Origin of the sequence: Congregibacter litoralis KT71 (genome assembly GCF_000153125.2) — a bacterium.
GTDB classification, from domain to species: domain Bacteria; phylum Pseudomonadota; class Gammaproteobacteria; order Pseudomonadales; family Halieaceae; genus Congregibacter; species Congregibacter litoralis.
This window is the reverse complement of the sequence record NZ_CM002299.1, coordinates 2,187,247-2,203,787: the sequence shown is the minus strand read 5'-3', so window position 1 is coordinate 2,203,787 and position 16,541 is coordinate 2,187,247. Positions and strand designations below refer to the sequence as shown.

At 51.8% G+C, this 16,541-nt stretch carries 15 protein-coding genes and 1 pseudogene; 15 read left to right on the top strand and 1 reads right to left on the bottom strand.

Annotated elements, in window-relative coordinates:
- Positions 1 to 49 precede the first annotated feature (49 nt).
- The 13 genes from acpP to KT71_RS10075 all read left to right on the top strand — a co-directional run bounded on the left by acpP (position 50) and on the right by KT71_RS10075 (position 14,272).
- Positions 50 to 286 (top strand): acyl carrier protein, encoded by a 237-nt coding sequence (acpP, locus tag KT71_RS10135; RefSeq protein WP_008295499.1) that lies wholly within the window; start codon positions 50 to 52, stop codon positions 284 to 286.
- Positions 287 to 438: 152 nt separating this feature from the next.
- Positions 439 to 1,677, top strand: coding sequence for a beta-ketoacyl-ACP synthase II (gene fabF, locus KT71_RS10130; protein WP_023659576.1), 1,239 nt, complete (start codon positions 439 to 441; stop codon positions 1,675 to 1,677).
- 41 nt (positions 1,678 to 1,718) lie between these two features.
- Complete coding sequence (pabC, locus tag KT71_RS10125) at positions 1,719 to 2,516, top strand: aminodeoxychorismate lyase (RefSeq protein ID WP_008295502.1); 798 nt, start codon at positions 1,719 to 1,721, stop codon at positions 2,514 to 2,516.
- The gene (mltG, locus tag KT71_RS10120) at positions 2,501 to 3,535 is read left to right on the top strand and encodes an endolytic transglycosylase MltG (protein ID WP_008295503.1); all 1,035 of its coding nucleotides are present in this window, start codon (positions 2,501 to 2,503) and stop codon (positions 3,533 to 3,535) included. Before pabC ends, mltG begins: the two co-directional genes overlap by 16 nt.
- A 150-nt stretch (positions 3,536 to 3,685) precedes the next feature.
- Entirely contained in the window at positions 3,686 to 4,315 is a 630-nt protein-coding gene (gene tmk, locus KT71_RS10115) for a dTMP kinase (RefSeq protein ID WP_008295504.1), read from the top strand.
- A gap of 11 nt (positions 4,316 to 4,326) precedes the next feature.
- A complete protein-coding gene (locus KT71_RS10110) occupies positions 4,327 to 6,327 on the top strand; it encodes a hypothetical protein (RefSeq protein WP_008295505.1) in 2,001 nt (666 codons plus the stop codon).
- A complete protein-coding gene (locus KT71_RS10105; protein ID WP_008295506.1) occupies positions 6,324 to 8,375 on the top strand; it encodes a tyrosine-type recombinase/integrase in 2,052 nt (683 codons plus the stop codon). The genes KT71_RS10110 and KT71_RS10105 overlap by 4 nt, the downstream gene beginning before the upstream one ends.
- Positions 8,372 to 9,361 carry a coiled-coil domain-containing protein gene (locus tag KT71_RS10100; protein WP_008295507.1) on the top strand — a complete coding sequence of 330 codons (990 nt, stop codon included), beginning with the start codon at positions 8,372 to 8,374 and terminating at the stop codon, positions 9,359 to 9,361. Before KT71_RS10105 ends, KT71_RS10100 begins: the two co-directional genes overlap by 4 nt.
- 185 nt (positions 9,362 to 9,546) lie before the next feature.
- Positions 9,547 to 10,653 carry a site-specific integrase gene (locus KT71_RS10095; RefSeq protein ID WP_202962347.1) on the top strand — a complete coding sequence of 369 codons (1,107 nt, stop codon included), beginning with the start codon at positions 9,547 to 9,549 and terminating at the stop codon, positions 10,651 to 10,653.
- Between the two features lie 24 nt (positions 10,654 to 10,677).
- A complete protein-coding gene (locus KT71_RS10090; protein WP_008295509.1) occupies positions 10,678 to 11,253 on the top strand; it encodes a HEAT repeat domain-containing protein in 576 nt (191 codons plus the stop codon).
- Positions 11,254 to 11,265: 12 nt separating this feature from the next.
- The gene (locus KT71_RS19705; protein ID WP_008295510.1) at positions 11,266 to 12,174 is read left to right on the top strand and encodes a hypothetical protein; all 909 of its coding nucleotides are present in this window, start codon (positions 11,266 to 11,268) and stop codon (positions 12,172 to 12,174) included.
- Positions 12,171 to 13,826, top strand: a complete 1,656-nt coding sequence (locus KT71_RS10080; protein ID WP_008295511.1) for a MutS-related protein — start codon at positions 12,171 to 12,173, stop codon at positions 13,824 to 13,826. The genes KT71_RS19705 and KT71_RS10080 overlap by 4 nt, the downstream gene beginning before the upstream one ends.
- A gap of 158 nt (positions 13,827 to 13,984) precedes the next feature.
- Positions 13,985 to 14,272 (top strand): hypothetical protein, encoded by a 288-nt coding sequence (locus KT71_RS10075; protein ID WP_023659574.1) that lies wholly within the window; start codon positions 13,985 to 13,987, stop codon positions 14,270 to 14,272.
- A 56-nt stretch (positions 14,273 to 14,328) separates the two neighbouring features.
- Here the strand turns inward: KT71_RS10075 and KT71_RS21075 are convergent.
- A pseudogene (locus KT71_RS21075) lies at positions 14,329 to 14,487 on the bottom strand (IS256 family transposase); the annotation flags it as partial.
- Positions 14,488 to 15,042: 555 nt separating this feature from the next.
- Here KT71_RS21075 and KT71_RS20480 point away from each other — a divergent pair.
- Both KT71_RS20480 and KT71_RS10065 read left to right on the top strand, forming a co-directional pair.
- Positions 15,043 to 15,294, top strand: a complete 252-nt coding sequence (locus KT71_RS20480) for a hypothetical protein (protein WP_152025211.1) — start codon at positions 15,043 to 15,045, stop codon at positions 15,292 to 15,294.
- Between the two features lie 351 nt (positions 15,295 to 15,645).
- A complete protein-coding gene (locus tag KT71_RS10065; RefSeq protein WP_023659571.1) occupies positions 15,646 to 16,245 on the top strand; it encodes a Domain protein of unknown function in 600 nt (199 codons plus the stop codon).
- Positions 16,246 to 16,541 lie beyond the last annotated feature (296 nt).

The following is a 16,541-nucleotide window of genomic DNA, read 5'->3' as shown; positions in this document are numbered from 1 at the left end:
TATAACATTGGCAATGTAGGTTTTCCTTCAGCAGGAGTATTCGAGGATCATGAGCAGCATTGAAGAACGCGTAAAAAAAATCGTCGCTGAGCAGCTCGGCGTAAAAGAAGAAGAAGTGCAGACGGAGGCTTCCTTTGTAGAAGATCTCGGCGCAGACTCGCTGGATACAGTTGAGCTTGTGATGGCGCTCGAGGAGGAATTTGAAACAGAAATTCCCGATGAGGAAGCTGAGAAAATTACAACGGTGAAGCTTGCGATCGATTACATCAACGAGCACCTCTCCTGAGGGCACTGCGAGCGCGCAGCAGCGCGTGTAGCATCTGAAGAGCCGTGACTACCGCCAGGTATCACGGCTTTTCTGTTTGTGTGAGCTCAACAAGTTGACAGTGAATCGACAATGGGTAATTGAAAGTTGGTGAGAGCCAGGGGAGAAGGACTGTGAAGGGAAGACGCGTAGTTGTGACGGGATTGGGGTTGGTAACTCCCGTGGGACACGACGTTGAATCAAGCTGGGCATCGATACTCGCGGGAAAAAGTGGCGCCGCACCCATCGAAGCCTTCGACGTTGATGCCTACACCACACGCTTTAGCTCCAGTGTTAAAGACTTTGATATCAGCGCCTATCTCCCACCGAAAGATGCTCGAAAAATGGATACCTTCGTGCAATACGGCATGGCTGCAGGCATCCAGGCGATGGAGCACGCAGGATTTACGGTCACCGAAGAGAACGCCGGTCGCGTGGGTTGTGCCATTGGCTCTGGCATCGGCGGCATCGGTCAGATCGAAAAAAATTCTGAAATCGTCAACAGCACGGGACCCCGTCGTATATCACCGTTTTTTGTGCCGGGTTCCATCATCAATATGATTGCCGGAAATCTGTCTGTTCGCTACGGCATGCGTGGCCCCAACATCGCCATTGTTACGGCGTGCACAAGCGGCACCCACAACATTGGTCTTGCAGCGCGAATGATCGCCCAGGGCGACGCGGATGCCATGCTGGCAGGTGGCGCTGAGATGGCCACGACGAAAGTAGGTCTTGGGGGGTTTGCTGCGGCCCGCGCCTTGTCGACACGCAATGATGATCCCGAGGCCGCGTCGCGGCCCTGGGATGCGGATCGCGATGGCTTTGTCCTGGGCGATGGCGCCGGCATGGTGTTTCTTGAGGAGTATGAAAGCGCGAAGGCCCGGGGCGCCAAGATTTTTGCGGAGCTCAATGGCTTCGGCATGAGTGGCGATGCCTATCATATGACCTTGCCGCCGGAGGACGGCCGCGGCGCCGCCGACGCGATGCGCAATGCGCTTCTCGATGCAGAACTCGATGCGAGTGCCGTTGAATATGTCAACGCTCACGGCACCTCAACGCTCGCCGGCGACGTAGCCGAGAGCCGGGCCGTAGAGTCTGTGTTTGGAACTGCCGCATCGTCTGTTGCCGTGAGCTCTACCAAGTCCATGATTGGACATCTCCTGGGTGCCGCCGGAGCCGTCGAGGCTGTGTTTGCGGTACTGGCGCTGCGTGATCAGGTTGCTCCGCCAACCATCAATCTCGATAACCCCGGTGAAGGCTGCGTGCTCGACTACGTTCCCAACACGGCACGAGAGATGACAATCACGCACAGTCTGACTAATTCCTTTGGCTTTGGCGGCACCAATGGCTCCCTGATCTTCGGACGCGTTTAGACCTCTCGGTGGAGGCCTTACGGGAGGTTCCTTTGCTTTCGGTGCCTGCAACGGACCGGGCATTTCTCTATGGCGACGGACTTTTTGAGACCCTGCTCATCGTCAGCGGCCGGGTACTTTGGCTTGATCTCCATATCGACCGTCTCGCAGACGGTGCCCGGCGTTTGCGCATGAACCTTGATAGCCGGGATGTTCGCGATGCGATCAGCGATACCCTTGGGACGATGACAGGAGCAAACGCTATTCTTCGCGTGACCGTCAGTCGCGGATCGGGGCAGCGGGGATATGCGCCGGATCTCTCTGCGCGGGCCAGGGTGACCACCACCCATCACAGCCTTGAGAGGCCACCCCTTGACGCTTTACCGCCGGCGACAGTCACAACCTCGTCCGTCGTGATGAGCCACCAGCCGCTGTTGGCGGGCCTGAAACACTGCAATCGCCTGGAGCAGGTTATGGCCGCTGCTGAGGCAAAGGATCTGGCGGTCGACGATGTGTTGCTTCGCAACGAGCGGGGTGTTTATCAGTGCTCCAGTAATGCCAATCTATTTGTGCTTCGGGGCGATCGGCTGCTCACATCACCTTGTGACGGCAGTGGCGTATTGGGCACGCGACGGCGATTTCTCATGGAAACGCTTGCGCCGAAGCTGGGCATGACAGCCGAGGAAAAGCCCCTGCAAGCCCGGGATTTGCGCGAGGCCGATGGACTGTTTCTCAGCAACAGTGTTGTGGGGGTTCGCGGCATATCCCGCTGGGATGAGCAGGATTACCCTCCTAGCGAGAGACTGAGCGCGCTACAACAAAGTTTCTTTAGCGAGGCAAGGCAGTGTTGCGCTATCTGAGTCTCGCCCTCTCCGGTACGTTTTTGATGGTGTTGGTCGCTCTCCGCTGGCTGGACGCCTGGTGGGAAGGCCCTCTGAACGTAGCGGAGGAGGGTTTGATCGTGTATGTGGAGCCGGGCGACAGTTTGAGTCGTTTGTCCCGCCGTCTTGCTGACGCCGGGGTTTTGGATCACGAGCGTCTATTTAACTGGGCCGGGCGTTTTCTTGGGGCGGATAGTCGCATCCGCCTGGGGGAGTACCGCCTGGAACCCGGCGTCACGCCGGCTTCACTGTTGGCGCAGCTCCAAAGTGGCGATACGGTGCGTTATCTTGTGACCCTGCCCGAGGGGATTACCTTAGGTGAAGCGCTGAAACTCCTGGCGGACAGTAAAGGTATCAAGCCCGTGCTTGAGGGCCCGCAAGATTCACGCTTACTCGATCTGGTGGCGCCGGCCACGCTGACGGAAGGCTATTTTCTGCCCGAGACCTATCAATACGAGCGCGGTGACAGCGATTTCGATATCCTCCACGAGGCCCATCGCATGATGGAAGAGGCTCTCGTCGAGGTATGGGGGCAGCGCCAACAGGGACTGCCTTACCGTGATCCCTATGATGCCTTGATCATGGCCTCCATCATCGAGAAGGAAACGGGTCTCGCGCGGGAGCGCGCGGCGATTGGGGGTGTCTTTGTGCGACGACTGCGATCAGGTATGCGTCTGCAAACCGACCCCACGGTGATTTACGGGCTTGGCGCAACCTTTGAGGGTAACCTGACGCGTAAACATCTGAGCGATGAAAAGAATGCTTACAACAGCTATCGACATAAAGGCCTGCCTCCGGGGCCCATTGCCCTGCCCGGAAAGGCCGCGCTGATGGCTGCGGTGAATCCCGAGGCGGGAGATGCCCTGTATTTTGTAGCGCGAGGTGATGGAAGCCATCAGTTCAGCGCAAGCCTGAAAGAGCATGAGGCAGCCGTTCGGCAGTTTCAGTTGTCCCGACGCGCTGATTATCGATCAGCACCAAAGAGCAATGAGCCGTGAATCAACGAGGATTATTTATTACCCTGGAGGGCGGCGAGGGCGCATTGTTTCGGATTCTTTTTTTTCGTAAACAGTTTGTAAATATATCGGATTATGGTATATTGTAAACAATGCAGCGGTAAAGCACTGGAATTGATGTGGAGAAGACGAATGAAAAAAGGCCGCATGATCGTCGTCGATGGGAGTAATGGAGCTGGAAAAACTACGGTCATTGAAGCGATTCGTGATCATCTCCAGCATGTGAACCGTGAGACCGTGTTTACCCGCGAGCCTGGCGGCACTCCTATCGGAGAAAAAATAAGAGAGATTCTCTTGTCACCGGAGGCCGGTGAGATGGCTGACGTGACTGAACTAATGTTGTTCGCCGCTGCGCGAGCGCAACACGTTCGCGAGAAGATCATGCCTGCCGTTGAGGCAGGCAAGGTTGTTGTTTCTGATCGCTTTGACTCAGCAACCGTAAGTTTTCAGCACTACGCAAGGGGGCTGCCCCTGGAGTTGATTACCACGCTGAATGAAATCGCCGTTGATGGCCTCAAGCCTGATATGACGATCATTCTTGATCTGGACCCAGAGGCAGGTCTGGTGCGTGTTGGCTCCCGTGGCGATGACCTGGATAGGCTTGAGAAGGAGAAGCTGGACTTCCTTCACAAAGCCCGTGATGGCTACCTGGGGCAGGCTAAGGCAAGCCCAGATAACTTTGTTGTGATTGATGCCTCACAGTCACTTGATAATGTAATAAGTGAGGTGTTGAGCGTCGTTGACCAAGTTATTGAAGCGTAACGGGTCAACGCATGAAGTATCTTAAGGTTGTTCAAGGCGTTGCGACGGTGCTTAGCGGCGATGGAAGGTCGGTGACCTGCAACTATCTTGAGCATCCTCGTTTTTCTTATGATTGTAATTTCAGTGCAGGTCTACACTACGCCTTCGTGAGATTTGTCCAAGATCGCTCGTACTCGAAGGGCTATGAGATTCGCAAAGCGATCAATGTATTTTTAGATTTTATATGCGTGTACGAGTCTGGAGTCCCAGACGCATTACACCTGAATTCCCTCGATAAAATAACATCAGAAGTATTTTACGGTTTTGATCAATACGCCAAGAAGGTCAAAGCGCCGCAGGGCTTAGCATCACGCCTTCGCGGAGCATTGACTTCTGTCGCAAAGGATTACGACGAAGGCATGCCCCTCCTGTTTCTGCCAGCGGTGGATAGTAGGAGTGGCAAGCCAGCTGAGCCGCTTACAGAGGCTTGCTTTGTCCAGCTCTCGACTGCACTAAAGCAGCATATTGATTCTCTGTATGAAAAATTAACGTACAGAGAGAAACTTGGCGCGGTGACGCCTTACCCCCGCAGCGAGTTACTTCCTTTCGACGGCAAGGTGAGTAGGTGGGTGCCGGATGATGACCGCGCTCTAAAGACACTCTTGCTTGAAGGGCATCCTCTTGCAGTACCTTTCGATGACTTCCAGCACGCTTACGATTCGGCCAGAAGCGCCAGAAGTACTGATGCGTTGTCTAACCCCTGTGAGTTCATTTATCGGCGCTACTTGATTCATGCAGTCAGGCCGACTGACTACGCGGATGCCGTAACGCCGTTAGATGACGTATTTGCACGTTATTTCCCGACCGCCATGGATCAGGTGGCTATTGCACTCTTCATTGGCTTGCAGACAGGGTGGAACAAGGAAACGGTGTCCGCGCTCGATAGTGGCAATTACGAGCACGCTCTTGCTGGAATTCTCAACGACAAGAATGCCTTGATTTTCTCCGAGAAGAATAAGTCACAAGGAAGGGGTAAGCCCTATAAGGACCCCAAGGCCTTCTATGCAGCAAGCTCCAAGGAAGACAGGTATTCCGCATACAACTTGATTCAGTTAGCGAAGAAGCTCTCGGAGCCGATGTTAGGCCTACCCATAGACCATATTGGCCGGGAGTACTGCACGATCAATCCCCTTTTTTCCTGCATAAGAGGGACAAGGCAAATGTCGAATGACCTGAAAAAGAATCAGAAGGGGAACCTGTCCCGTCCAGGGCGCTACACGTCCGCTACGGTCAAGGACGTCTGGAGCTCAGGGGTAAAGGCATTCTTTAAAAAGTACGAGGTCTGCGAGAACGGAAACAGACTGGAGACTGCCAAGGATATTGCGTTGCGCCTTCGCCCGACCTGGGTTCGCTTTGTTCGTGATAAGCGAGGCACACCTTTAAGTGTTGTCGCACTGACGCAAGGACATAAGGATATTGAGAGTACGGACATTCATTACGACGATTCTGGTATGGCGAGGCAACAGCGCCGCGAGCGGCTCAGAAAAGAACTGACCTTGCTGATGAGTAAAATTCGCCAGAATAAGTTCAAAGGACTCATCGGCAAGCGAGGCGACACCTCTATCAATTTTGCATCACTGAGAGTGTTTTCATTACCTGGGCAAGATCGCTCTCTTTGGGCGTGCTCCGATTCATACAAGCCAGACTGGCCTGGCAGCTCCACACAAATCCCTATCGGAAAGAAATGCAGCGAACTGCGGAAGTGTCTCTTCTGTAGTCAGGTCTGCATATTCGAGGATTCGCTGCCATATCTAATGGATCGACAAGCATCCCTCCAAAGGGAGGCCGAAGAAATCGGGGCTGCCATGTTGGACCCTCTTCACGCTGATGAGTTGTCGATCATCGAATACATCTTTGACGTTTGGGGGGATGAGGAAGCCTTGAAAAATGCTGCACGCTATCTCAGGAAGAACCCGAGCCTGCTGCCTTCCGATATGTCTATCCTGTCCGTACTGTTTGAGGACGACGAATGAGCAACCAATTGGACAATGAAGACCTCGCTCAGGCCATTAACAGGCCTTTGGAGGAAGAAGCCAAGGAAGCAGCGTCAGCAGAATTCCATGAACTCCTCGATTTTTCGCATGGTGACCTCGATGGTGACAGCGGGTCGCTCCTAGCAAAAATCGAAGATGATCCGACGTTGTCTTTCCGCACATCAGATCAGTCGAGCTACAATGATAATCGCTGGCTTTACGCGACTCGCTCCGGCGAGAAAGTGATCGTCACATTTACCAGCAGACTTGCTGGGGGCAATGAGCTTTACAAGCAGTTGATCTATCACTTGATTCCTGAGTTTCACCCCTACGGCAAAGTCAGGAGCTATCGATCAACAAGGACCTACTCTTATGCCTGTGATTACCTTGACTGGTATCTGTTGAGCCCCAACGGACTAGATGCAACGCCAGAGAGCATTCGCACGATCACAGTGCCCATGATTAACAGGGCGCTGGACATGGCTCGTGATGAAGGCATCTACAGGCATTACTCATTTCTGTATTTCATCCTCGCCTTCTGGATTTCACTGTCAGCGCAGAAGTTAATCTCAAGAGAATTACGTCTGGATATTCCGCTGAATAAGGTGGTCACCAAAGCGCGACAAAAATCTGTCCAGGAAAAAGTTGCCGCCGAAACACAGGGCTGGAAACCGTACACTGAAGGCGAATTGTCCAGCATGGTTGAGTACGCACTCTTCTGGACCGAGGAGGCAATGCCAACACTGATGGAGATACGAGACTTTATCGTTGAGAGCCTTAGTGTCCACAAGGTAGGTTTCCTTGTTCGCTCAAAGCCAGACCTCGAGATTGAAGAAATGCTCGGCAAGAAGGTGAAAGGAGTGACTGTCTGCGGATATGAAACTCGACCAACTAAGGCCAAGATCACCAGCAGCAGCGGTAGGGAGCTCGAATACGACTACATCGCTTACACTTGGAAGAACAACTACAGGGTGGCCCTAGATAACGTAATGCAGGGGATTCTGGTCCTTTTCTCGCTCATCACGGGACTCCGATCTAGCGAGTTGGCAGAACTGGATTTCGACGACATCACCCAGAGCGGTGATGGCGAATACACAGTTAACGTCGTGAGATTCAAAACCAGCAATGACCCCAATTATTTTGGGGAACCTGATGCGATCCCCTTGCCGGACTTTCTAGGTGAGATCATCACACAGTTCAAACAACTTCGTGAGGTCGAAGTCCACATGCGAACCCGAAAGGTTTTTTATTGCGCCAAGGGGGGGAAAGTGGCATCGATAATGGCTCGTTCAATCCAAAAGTCGATGAAACGGATTGGGGAAGTAACAGGTATTGATGGCGTTCATCCGCACAGATTCAGGAAAACCATAGCGGAGATGCTGATCAATCGTTCAGAACGGAACATTGACGTTATCCGTATGCTGTTCGGTCATCGCAGCTACAAGATGACCCTTCGCTATATCGCTCGAAATCCCTACATTATTTCTTCTGTTGCAGAGGCGATAGAAACCCACTACGCACAAGATTTCATCAATCTCGTTAGCGCAGTACAAGGCGGCGGGTACTCGGGGAGCGCGGCAGAGCGGATAGCAGCCAAATCAGCAGAAAAGCCATTGCTGTTTAAGGGCAAGCTGCTTCGCATGACCATCTACAATTACATCGCATACCTTATTGAGGCCGGTGAGCCTGTGTTCATTAAGCGGGCCTCAGTCGGCGTCTATTGCGTAAGCAACGATGAGTATTCGGCAGACCAATTGCCTCCTTGCTTAGAGGGGAAGTGTTTGTCAGACGGCCCAATCCAGCCAGACACCTCGAACTGCAAACTGGACTGCAAGAATGCGGTCGTTCTCAGTGATGCAAAAGGCGAGTTGGAGAAAAACATCAGCTTCTACCGGGGGCTACTCGATGGTGGGCCGGGGATGCTATCCCGACTCTCCCGGCGTGAGATTGAGCGCCAGATCAAGATCAACGAGGTCCATCTTTCCAACCTCGGAAATACCAAATGTTTCGGGAAGGCGTCAGTTGTTGCAGGGGATGTTGTGCAATGAGCGCGAAAGACACAGAGAAGCGACTGGTTCGACTGATAGCTGAACACCATCTGGGCGGTGGAGAAGGAAAGCTGACCATACAGGTCGTGTCGAGCTGGGCGGGGATTTCTCGACAGGCTTACAACAAGTACTACAAGCACCTTACCCCTTACGTTAAGGGTGCTCGCCCCATCGAAGAGTTACTCACAGACCAGGCCGATGATGTTCAGGGGCTACTGTCAAAGAGCCAAGAGCGCATACGTGAGCTTGAGAAGGAGGTTGCTCGACTCCATATAGAGCAAGAAAAGGAGGTCGAGAAAATCAAGGATTCGTACATCACATCGCTGATGAATAGCGACATCTCTCTTATGGAAGCAGATGAGACCAGGAAGCGACTCCAGAAGCAGGTGCTGCACAATGACAAGCTCATTAAGGACAAAAAGGAGTGTGAAGGAAAGCTGAATGACGCCATAGCGATGGTCGCCAAGTTAACTCAGGAGGGCGGGGCACATAATGTCGATGGGCAGGAGGTCACGATAATTGATGTTGATCTTAATCCAATCTACCGAAACTACCTGAAAACCGGAGATCGGGATGTCCTAGAGGATGAGAAAGACCGGGCGCTGGCTGGCGTGCTCAAGAAGGTCAACAAGCTAGCCTCAGTCGGTGACGCTCATGTTGTTCTGTATGTAGATCGTTTTCTTGCGAGCTTTGACGAGTTCGCGTCCTCCTACCGAACCTCAAGCAAAGGTCAGGTCATCATCGTACGACTTCCGATCTTCTCCCGAACAGAATTGAGGTTGTTCGCCAAAAACATATACGTGAAGGCCACCAAAGAAATCTGGATCCCGCATTGCGCTAGCGAGACAGTCACAAAGGCCCAAAGGAAATTCTCTTTCAGAGATGTTCCCGACGTAGAGAAAGAAGCTGCTGACCACCTCGCAACTCCCTCGCTTAATGATGGGTTTCAGCGCGTATGCAGTTACGAGGTGAGGCAGGGCGATTGATGATTGAGATTGAGCGCAGATTTGTTGACTACGAGAGCGTAGATACCGGACTTAAGTGTTCGCATCACCTCCTGGTTGCACAGAGTGGGGACAAGAACGTGCTCCTGAGTCACCCCAATCTGTTTCTTTACGAGAATGCTAGCAGCTCGAAGAACACCTCGAATAGATACTCGAATGTGATAGCCATGTTCTACCGCTTTCTCAGTGGCGAAGAGAAGTACCGATGGGTAGATGTTAGTCAGTACCACGCCCTCGCCGACAACAACGACATCAAGAGATGGCAGGTGGCACGACAAGAAGAGAGGTTGCTAAAAAATCAACCCAAACCTTCTTCTCAGACAATTTATGGCGATGCAAAGCTCCTCCTTATTTTTTTCGAGTGGCTTGTCGCTGCTGGCTTTGTGACATGCGTGAACGTGAAGACGAAGACGTGGTCACCAAACTTTAAAAGAGAAGGGTTCTTAAACTACGTCAGAAAAGAATCCAGGGAAGTGATCGATCCGAAAAATATCGAGGTGCTTGACAAGGAATGGAGGCAGGCGCGGCTGCATTCTCTGATTACGAATCAGGAGATCAAGGCGCTTATCGTCTCTTATCACGACCCCGTTTATCCGGCGCTGTTCAAGTTTGCTCTCGGAACGGCTATGCGTCCGATGGACCTGGTGAGGTTTCCATACATCGGCAATGGCCCTAACAAGCACATACTGCCGTATAGCGATATGGCTGAATCCGAATCTAATGTCGTTGATTACACGGTCGAAAAGAGCAAGGGAGGAAAGACGCGGGAAATAAAGATGAACAGGGCAGACCTGCGTGCATTGGATGAGCACTACATTAAGCCTTATTACCACGAGCGCGCAAAATTGTACGAGCAGCGTTACGGAGAAAAGTGTCCTCCATCAATCCTGTTTCTGAATCGATTTGGAGAGCCTGTAACGCCAAAGATGATTTCAGATGCGACCACTGACGCCAAAGCGAAGGCAAAGGAAATCCATCCTGAGTTTCGCAATCGCGTGAACTTCTACGAGGCTCGGCACTGGTGGCCGACCATGTTCCTTATTCGATTCTTCGAGGACAAGCTGCTCACTGAAGCGGCCGATGCTTTGTACGCAGCCGCTGCGGAAGTTCTCAAGAGCCAGATGGGTCACCAAGACCTGGCAACCACCTACAAATATTATGTCGATAAGGCGCGTCTGGTAGTGATGGCGAACCAGGGAATGGTTAACGAAATCATCACCGACCAGGATGTGAGCGTTGAGCAGTTCATAGAAGAAATGGAGGCTTCAGTATGACGACGCCTGCCGAAAAGAGCGTTAATGCTTTTCGACAAGATGACATCGAACATAATGTCCCAGGCATTTAACGGACTGGCTCGAGTATTGGTCGAAAAGCCACTTGAATACGTCGTCTACGATCTGCCAGAGACCTGGAATCCTGAAGTATTTGATCCAGCATTTGCTTTGGAAGAGGGGCAAGCGCAGCAGGCCTTGCCGGGAGAGGTCATTATATTTGAGGGGAACAGGCGTATTGTCGACTTCCAGTCTCCCGGCTGTCTCGTACTTAAATTGTTGTCTACCCCTATTTGCACAAAGACCTGGGCTTTTTCTCGCTCAAGTCGTCAAGCTTTGCAGACGCATGAAGTGCTCAGCCTGGACTCCCAGTTGCTGTTGGCAATAACGACGCTGGGCAAAATTGGTGACCATGAAAGTCTGGAAAATTTGAGGGTGCTTGCCACCAGGCACGGAAACCATTCCGTTAGATGGGCCGCTGTGCAAGCAGCAGCAGCGATATCGGAAGACGCTGCGATCAAGATGCTCCAGAATGCCTTGACTGACGCGCATCCACATATTTCGAATGCAGCAAAACGTACCCTGGAATTGAACGGATTGTAACAGGACTGCCCAATGGCACTCACTATTGAAAATTCTTGCGATCAGCCTCGTGTGTCTCCTAAAGAGTACCTCTCTTATCTTGACAGAAACATAGACCCGCGTGACACCGCGGGGATCATCGAAAGCGCACCCATGTTTGCAACAATAGCCGATGATGAGCGCCTTTTGACGGAGAATTTGAACGCTTATCTCGCAGGCTTTATCGAGTCCGGTGCACAGGCCGAGCTGGGAAATCAAAGCTTCCTGATAGGGGTGAATGGCTGCTATATCCTTAGATGCAATATTTGGCTTCCACTTGAAGAAGCAGAGCTTTCTGCTGATCAAGAGCGGCTGGAAAAGGAGGTATATTTTTTCGAGAAGCCCCACGATCATAACTTTGATTTTCTAACTGTTGGATACTTCGGAGGAGGGTATAGAACGCGTATTTTCGAATACAATAGAAGACAGGTCGAAGGATTCCCTGGCGAGAAAGTTCAAGCCCGCTTTCTCGAGGAAACCACGCTCCCCGCGAAGAAGGTGATGATGTACCGAGCTATGCAGGACATTCACACGCAGTACATTCCGGATGAGTTATCGATTTCGATCAACCTTCTAGTAGACAACCCGGAGTTGCGGCTGGAACCACAGTACGTTTTCAACTCCAACGTAGACAGAATCGAGTCACTGGTTCCGCAGACCAGGTTGTCCACCAAATGTTCACTTATCCCAATCGCCGGATTGATAGGTGACCAGAACACGGCACAATTGCTGGAAGATATCTGCCTAAGCTCCTCGCTTCCTGACTTGATGAGGACGGAAGCACTCAATGCGCTTGGGGTTCTGTCTGGCACAGCCGCCGCTACTGATACACTTCAAAAAATGCAAGTGGATACAAAAGGCGGAATATTCAAGCACTCAATAGCAATTGGTGATTGCAAGTGACAAAAGCCTGGAGCCGTACCGCAAATGTCGCGAATTTACTTTTCGAGCACTTCAGGCCCTCGCTCAGATTTTTTTCTCTCACGAGTAGTGTCAAGGAAGAGAACATCGAGGCGCAGTGGTCAGAGCCAAAACCCAAACTATCCAGATTTCCCGAGTCTACTCGCACCTTCTATGACCTCAGGTTCCATGGCGATAGTTCAACGAGGTGTGTCGATGACCGTACCTGGATAGATCTTGATTTTGATGAGTTATTTCAGGAGGCGGACATCACCTGGACCAACATTGGCCGTCAATTCCTGTACTGCCGATTCAGGGTGCTTCGCGCTCAAGAGGATCTTTCGGAAACCAGTACATTTACCGGCCAACTTCAGTCGGATGCCGTTGTCCGAAGGTCTCTGGCGAGTCACCTGCATGACTTCGGCAGCACCTCTGCAAATGACTCCACGAAGCTGATTTTCAGGGAGTTCAAGCATGTAAAAATTCCGAAAACATTGGCTCTGATCTGGATTGTCGCCTGTCTCACAATACTCCAGTTTGCACTAACTTTTGGTGGGGTTTTCTGGGGCCTGCTTGCGCTTCAAATACTGGCAAATTTTTTCGTCTCGCAGTGGTTCGAAGGAAAGATAGACGGATTGTCTCATGGCTATTATGAACTCCACCGAATAGCCGCAACCGCTTTGAAAATCGCGACCGATCGGTCTTTGGGAAAGGTCGAATCTGTGCGTCAGGGGGAAAAATTGGTTCAGCCACTACGCCAGGTAAGAAGGGTGACGTGGTTGACCTCGTTCTCACAATCCAGCGAAAAGCTGCTGCTCGGAAATGCGATGTATTTGGTGAATTTGGTCACCAGCATTGAATTCGTGTTGCACCCGTTTCTTTCATCGACGCTTTTACAAAGGCTGGATACATTAAAAGAGAGTTACATTTTTATTGGAAACATGGATAGTGCAATCGCTATTGCCCGATATAAATTGAACTTTGCGGTAAGGTCAACTCCACAGGTGTCAGAAGGGGATATCTTTCAATTCGACGAACTCTATCATCCTCTAGTTGATGATCCGATCAGAAACACTATCTCGCTCACGAACACATCAGCTCTCATTACCGGCTCTAACATGGCAGGTAAAACTACGCTGATAAAAGCGGTAGGCATCAACGCCATTTTTGCGCAAACGCTGCATTTTTGTTGCGCGAAAAGATCGAAATTACCCGCGCTGGACGTGCTTAGCTCAATAAAGACAAGTGACTCTATCTCTCTAGGCAAGAGCTACTATTTTGCGGAGCTAGAGAGAATCCTGGAGTTTCTGAACAAGGATCCTGACTCAAACATGCTGCTCCTTGTCGACGAAATTTTTCGGGGAACCAATACTCTGGAGCGAATAGCGGGTTCAGCTGCCGTGCTCGAAGAGTTGGGGAGTCATCACCGGGTACTGGTCACCAGTCACGACACAGAGCTCGAGACATTTTTGTCAAAGAATTACGAGTTTTATCACTTTTCGGAAACGGGCAATATCGAAGCGCCCTTCGACTATGTATTGCGTCCAGGGGTATGCCGAACAAAAAACGCCCTTAAGCTTATGGAGAGAGTGGGCTACCCCGCCCAAGTGGTGAAGACATCCATCGAGTACTGCAAGTACCTCGAAAATCTGTAGCGCAACATATTTTCAAGCTCGGAAAAGGGGTTTTTCTACAGCGGGAAACCATACATACTTGAGAGTATCCCTGCAATCGAGCAAGGCCTGTTGTAGGAGTTGGGCATGTCAGGTCGCTGGCGTTGGCGATAGCTGATAAAACTCGAGAAAGAGGATACATGAGACTGACAGCGTTACGACTTGTAGCTTTTTATGTGAGTGTTGCGGGTTGTGGATTTTTGGCTGCGTCTTGCGCCTCTACGGCGAATGCCGTCGAGATTTCTCAGTCGATTGCTGCCTTCTTCTTCCTGATGGCAGTTGGGAATTCAGTGTTGTTAGCATTGCGCGGCCCCGGATACGTGGTGTATGACGAAGACCCGACTCACCCGATAAAGTACTATCTATTTTCTGTGATTTTTTTGTCTGCCTTTTTCGCAGACACGCTGCGACAGGAAATGTTTAGGTAGGTGATTGATTGGGTTGTGTAAATAGTTTTTCGTACTTTTGATTTGGGGCTATGTCTTCAAGCGGTATGTTGAGTCTCCATATCGTGTTGTTTAAGCCAATCCATCGACATGTACTTGCGGGTTCCCCACGAGGTACTTGCTATGTGCCGTAGCCTGGCACCGACAAGCATCACCGCGGACTCACCATCCGGGAACGCACCGACAACCCGGGTGCGGTGAGGAGGTGTATCTGCGGGCGTACGACAGCATCAATGGAGCGCGCGCGTCCCTGGGCCGGTACTTCGATTTCAGCAGAACCCAGAACGTGCGCAATTCTATGCTTCGTTGAGCAGGAGTCACACTCGACTCTGTCTCTCCACTATGTGCACCCGCTGCCTACTTGGCAACACCTAACATTGGCCGCTGCTAGCTAGCCTTCACTGGCCTGCCCCAACAGGCGCAAACGGGGCCTTCGTCAGCGGCAGCTAACACCTCAAGGTGACCGGTCGTTGTGCGCGAAGCCGGGTGACTCCTGAATTCGCCAGTGGCCACAAACAGGTCTCTGGATTAAGATTTCGGTTGACCTTGATACCGGAGGAATGATGCGAAAGTTTCGCCCCACCGCCCAGCTTTTCAAACTTATCCTGCTAGTGGCAGTGTCTGGGCAGTCTTATGCATCCTGCACGCACAACGTATTGGGTGACTGGCAGCTTGATACAACTCGTTTCGCCACTGGGCACGACCAAACGACGCGTGACAAAATTCTGACGTACTACGGTGGAGTCTCTTTTATGCGTGTGTCTTTCACCAAGAATACGGTCTCCAATTCAGAGTGGAATCGGGACCTCGAGAAATGGAGCGTCCCACAAGACGCGCATTACGACCCGATTGCTGAGAATGGTACGGAGTGTAAGCTACGTACCCGCGTTGAACACGAGGGCGAGACTATTGAGAGCGTCATGACTATTCGCTTCGATAACGTGGGCTTTTGTTTTGTCCATGAAGGGGAGAAGCCGGGTAACGACTGCTACGTTAAAAACTGACTCAGACCCGGTAAAGCGAAATCAATCGTTAGCATCGGTCACAGAACCATGCCGGCTCTTAGGCGGGAGCGGTCTTTAGCAATGACCCAGAACACCTCAAGGCGGTCTTTAGCGTGGGGAAGAATCACCATGACGTTAACGGCTGCTTTCGGCCAGCGGCAGTCGTCTATCGCGAAATCGAATCAGTTTGTCGCGGGTTAGTATTTGAGATCAACCGCAATGCGTTAGTGTAACGCGTCAATTACAGGACGCGAGCAGTTCACTTTGACACACCATAATCCACATCGCGTAGCGGGCACTGAAATCCCGATGATTAGTCTACGCTCTGCTGCAGGCTTTTCCGGACTCGCGATGGCCCTTATTTACATTGCAGCTTTCGTTTATTTTGGCGCGTTCTTCGATTACCCGTCGCAGGGCACTCAGGAAGAAAGACTCCGGTTTTTGGATGAGAATCAGCTGGCCGTCTCTATCGCCTATGGCTCAATCTATATTTTGTTCGGAGCCTTGCTGGCTGTCATGGTTGCCGGATTACATGACTTGCTAAGCCCCTACGGGCCAGCAGCGTCACTCACTTCGCTGCTTGGCGCAGTTTGGGTTGGGCTCGTCATGGCTAGTGGAATGATCTATGTCACAGGCCTGCAGCATGTTGTCGGCCTTCTGCCCGACAGCTCGGAGGCCGCCTTCCACTTATGGCGAGTTGTCTCGATGCTCGGCGACAGTCTGGGTGGCGGTAACGAACTTGTTGGTGGGTTATGGGTAGCTGGCGTGAGTCTGCTCGGTCTCAAATACGGGGTATTGCCGAGGGCGTTGAACAGCCTGGGCTGTCTTGTCGGCGCTTTTGGCCTTGCAACGACCATCCCCTTGGATGTGTTTACCGATATGTTTGGGCTCTCACAGATTGTTTGGTTTCTTTGGCTTGGGCTCAGTCTGCTGCGAATGCGGGAAGCATGAGCGCGGTCATCGGATTCCGGTGGCGGGCTATTGAGCGGTCAATAGTGGCGCAAACTGGTAGAGGGAAGGGGAAAGCACAAGTTCGAATCGGCAACGAGGGTTTGCGCTATGTACTACAAGGGCTGGATGGCCGCTTCGGATCGAGAGTAGAAACCGACTAAACATGAGCCCGAACTTCAGCTCCTAGGCGATAGCGGTCCTTCAGGGCCTTCTGGTCGAACGTCGGGTCTGGGTCGATAGCGGCTGTTCGAGAGGAAAGCCGTGAACGTCCGCTCCCCGATAGCGGACGCTGCGGC